The 4,424-nt window shown below is 30.4% G+C and carries 2 protein-coding genes; both read left to right on the forward strand.

What is annotated here, in order from left to right:
- The first annotated feature begins 375 nt into the window (after nucleotides 1-375).
- On the forward strand, nucleotides 376-3,123 hold the full coding sequence (locus RYK07_RS08775) for an SIR2 family protein (protein ID WP_314853485.1): 2,748 nt from the start codon (nucleotides 376-378) through the stop codon (nucleotides 3,121-3,123).
- Nucleotides 3,124-3,466: 343 nt separating this feature from the next.
- The coding region (locus RYK07_RS08780) for an Rnase Y domain-containing protein (RefSeq protein ID WP_314853486.1) at nucleotides 3,467-4,424 on the forward strand (958 nt) is incomplete at its 3' end.

The raw sequence follows: 4,424 nt of genomic DNA on the forward strand, positions 1-4,424 counted from the left end.
TAATTTGGGCTTATAGCCCTGGTTCAAACCACCCGTTAGACGGGTGGTCATGATTGTAGAAATTTTAGTTAACAAATTGAAGATAAAGTTTTTGGAAAATGATAAACTCCCTAATATAGAAGACAAAAAGTCAATAAAGAAAATTAGTATATAAACCTTAATCTTTATCTTTGAATCCGCTTTATGCTTGTTATTTTGTGGTATAATGAAGAGAACTGGTTATATTAAAAATCATAAATTGAATATAAAAGACAAATAAATTTTTATATTTATAAACCATGATAAACTTATGTTTAAGATTATGTAATAAAAAAGAATATTTATAAGGATAATTTGTATTTATGTAATACAAGCTAATGATAGGATAGTTAAAATATGGAAGAAAATTATAATTTATCTATAACTCAAATAAAGAATTCTATTAAAGAAAATTCCTTAGTTTTGTTTGTTGGTGCAGGAATATCAGCTAATTCTAATCTACCAACTTGGGGAGAATTGATTCAATCATTAAAAAAAGAATTGAACATACCAGGAGAAAGAACAGATAGTCCACTGAGAATTGCTCAGTATTATTATGATACTTTTGGGAAAAATCAGTACACAAAGAAGATAGAAGAAATTTTCTTTAAGAAGGGATTGAGTAAACCAAATGAGTTACATAAATTAATAGAAAAAATTGCACCAAAACATATTATTACGACAAACTATGATTCACTTCTGGAGAGTCAATTTGAAAGTGGCTTGTTAAAGTACAATGTAGTCGCTGAGGATAAAGACATCCCTTATACGAGTTCGGAAAGATACTTGATTAAAATGCATGGTGACTTCAGTAAGAAAAATATTGTTTTGAAAGAAGATGATTATTTAGACTATCATTTGAACTTCCCAATGATTTCTACTTTAATCCAGTCATTGATAATGAATCATACTCTATTGTTTGTGGGGTATTCTCTAAGTGATTCGACTTTTAATTCAATTTTTAGAATGATTCAAAATACATTTAAATTGGATGCTAAAAATGCTTATTTTTATACTCCCGAGGAACCGTCTATGATCATTCGAGAGTATTATAAGAAGCAAGGAATTTTCATTATCTCTAATGAAGAGAATCTAGGTCAGGAGACATCAGAAAAACAGAACAAATTGTATTGCAGGACAAAAGATTTTTTAGAGGTTCTATCAGAAAACCGAAGTCAAGATGTAAATAATGCTGATGATTTATGGAATCAACTGGCTTTTTTAGATAGACTTAGTTTTATTGATGCGAAAGATTTTTCTAGATATTCTGATTTGAAACAAAGGGATTTAAACTGGGATGATGAATATTGCTGGTTTGGAAATGATCAATTAAGATTTGAAATTGATGGTCATGAAGAATTACGAATTATGGTATCTAAAAAATCTTTATTAAATCGCTTTCTAGATATGGAGATTGGTGAGCCTAGGGATTTAAAGGGGAATCGATTCTTAAGTAAGGCTTTTAAGTTGTATGAAGAAAAACAATATTCTTTAGCAAAAGCAAAATTTAGAGAACTAGCTAATATAGCATTTCGTCAGAAAGACTATTTTAATTTTTTAGTTTGTGAATTTAATTTTCAGCAAATTCAAATAATTGATAGATACGAAAAAACACCTAGTTATGCAGAGCCACTTTATGATGGAGAATTAAGCGAATTAACAGAACAAATTATTAACTCGGTTACAGGAGATGAGAAAAAGATTATAGAATTTTTTAGAGATTCAATCCTTAACTTCAATTTTTTATATAGAAAATTAGAAACTATTAATGAATTATTTGATGAAATTCGTGAAGAGCATGAAAGCTATAGAAGAGGAGGATGGTCTGCTAATAATCATCTATTTAATGCGGAGTTTACAGTAAAAAATCTTTATAACTTTTTAAAATTAAATTGTTTATGTGTTGAACATTATAAGATTTATAAATCAATCATTAATAGATATTTAGAAATATTATTACTCAGTTATGATAATTCATATGTAAATCCTGACTCAAGTATTTTCGATAGAACATCTTCTTGGCTTAAAAATCTTGATTTGGATGATGTTCAATTAATTCTTCCGAATATAGATTTTAAGGTTGTAAATTTATATTTTAGAAACTATTCATTTGGTAAAATAAAAGTTACTGAGAAAGCGAAAGACTACTTGTTGAATCGAATTACTTATCTTCAAGAAAGACTTGAAATTACTGAAGATGAAAATCTTCGAGAGCTTAAAAATATGCTAATTTTTCTTCCTCTTGTTGATGATATTGACATAGAAAAAGTAATAGAAATTTTAAATAATCAAACACTGTATTATAATTGGAGCGAGGAATTTAGGAGAATTATTAAAATTGTCCTCGATAATATGGATGTTATTGATAAAGATTCATTGAAATCTAAGATAATTGGGATTGTAAATAAACATTTAAATGAAATTTTTGAGAAAAATTTTTCTTTATATAATTCAGTGTATCCACTCTATTCACAGTTACTAGAATACTGCTCAACTGATCAGGAAACTGCAATAATAGTACTCGAAAAATTTAATACAGATATTTTAAGAATAAAATATAAAAATGATGATATAAAAAATATCATAGAATATTCTGACTTGATATGTCACTTATTTAAGTATTTTGAAAAGGATATTAAAGATGACATTCTAGATACTCTAAAAGTTTATGAAGAATCAGAAAATATTATTTACCATAAAGTAATTGATTTGATGAGTTATAATGTCTATGATTTTCCTCAGATACAAAATAAAATCTACCATTATTTGATTAAAAGAATTAATGATAAAAGAGTTGAGGGGGTTAAAACTTTCCCAGACCCAAGAGAAAAGTCTGTATCAGATTTATACAACTTAAGTAGAAAAGGATATTTTTCTGATTTTGAGATTTTAAAAGATATTGAAGAAGATATTCGAGGACTTTATCCTGAAGTAGATTGGACCTGGTTCCATGATAGAAGTGATGATGTTATCCATCGTCTACTAGAACATAGAACTCCCAATAATATTAAAACTTATTTTTCAAAAAATGAAGAAGATAATAAATTGATTAATGAGTATATTTTAAAAGCTTTCGATGAGGATAAATTAATACTTAAGAAATAAATTGATACAACTAAATAAAAAAAGTTAATTTATGACAAATTTGATCTTGAAGATAAGCTGTAATTTCCTAAAGTGAATTTTCAAAGACTTGAAAGCAAAATGTTTGAATCTAGTGGAACACTATTTGGCACAACAATAGAAAATCCATAGCTGTAGAAATTCGGTGGAACTTTTTGATAGCGACACTGACTTATCTCCTTAAAAAACCAAAGAAGTGTAATCCTAAAATTCACTTCAATTTCCCCAAAACATATTCTATTTTAGGTTTGTGAAAATCACTTTTTTATGGTAGAATGTAAAAGAATGTATGTCATTCGGAATAACAATAAAATGAGGTAAAAACATGGAAATCATGTCACTTGCGATTGCTGTTTTTGCCGTCATCATTGGTTTAGTCATTGGATATGTCAGCATCTCAGCTAAGATGAAATCATCTCAGGAAGCTGCAGAGTTGATGCTTTTAAATGCTGAACAAGAAGCAACTAATTTACGTGGACAAGCTGAGCGTGAAGCGGATTTACTTGTTAATGAAGCTAAACGTGAAAGCAAGTCTCTTAAAAAAGAAGCACTATTGGAGGCCAAAGAAGAAGCCAGAAAATACCGTGAAGAAGTGGACGCTGAATTCAAATCAGAACGTCAAGAACTCAAACAAATCGAAAGTCGTTTGACAGAGAGAGCTACTAGCCTTGACCGTAAGGACGACAATTTGACGAGTAAAGAACAAACACTTGAACAAAAAGAACAAAGTATTTCTGATAGAGCGAAAAACCTTGATGCGCGTGAAGAGCAATTAGAGGAAGTCGAAAGACAAAAAGAAGCAGAACTAGAGCGTATTGGTGCTCTGTCTCAGGCAGAAGCACGAGATATTATCTTGGCACAGACAGAGGAAAACTTGACCAAGGAGATTGCTAGCCGTATTCGCGAAGCTGAGCAAGAGGTCAAGGAACGTTCTGATAAAATGGCCAAGGACATTCTGGTTCAAGCTATGCAACGTATCGCTGGTGAATATGTAGCGGAGTCAACAAACTCAACGGTTCATCTGCCAGACGATACTATGAAGGGACGCATTATTGGTCGTGAAGGACGTAACATTCGTACCTTCGAAAGTTTGACAGGGGTTGATGTGATTATTGACGATACACCAGAAGTGGTGACCTTGTCAGGTTTTGACCCGATTCGCCGTGAGATTGCCCGTATGACTATGGAAATGTTGCTCAAAGATGGTCGTATTCATCCAGCTCGTATTGAAGAGTTGGTTGAGAAAAACCGTCAAGAGATTGACAATAAGATCCGTGAATACG

It is taken from the genome of uncultured Granulicatella sp., from assembly GCF_963528315.1.
Classification (GTDB): Bacteria; Bacillota; Bacilli; order Lactobacillales; family Aerococcaceae; genus Granulicatella.

What these genes read in the sequence shown, in the direction of transcription:
- RYK07_RS08775 (WP_314853485.1), top strand. Translation starts at nt 376, where the DNA reads ATGGAAGAAAATTATAATTTATCTATAACTCAAATAAAGAATTCTATT.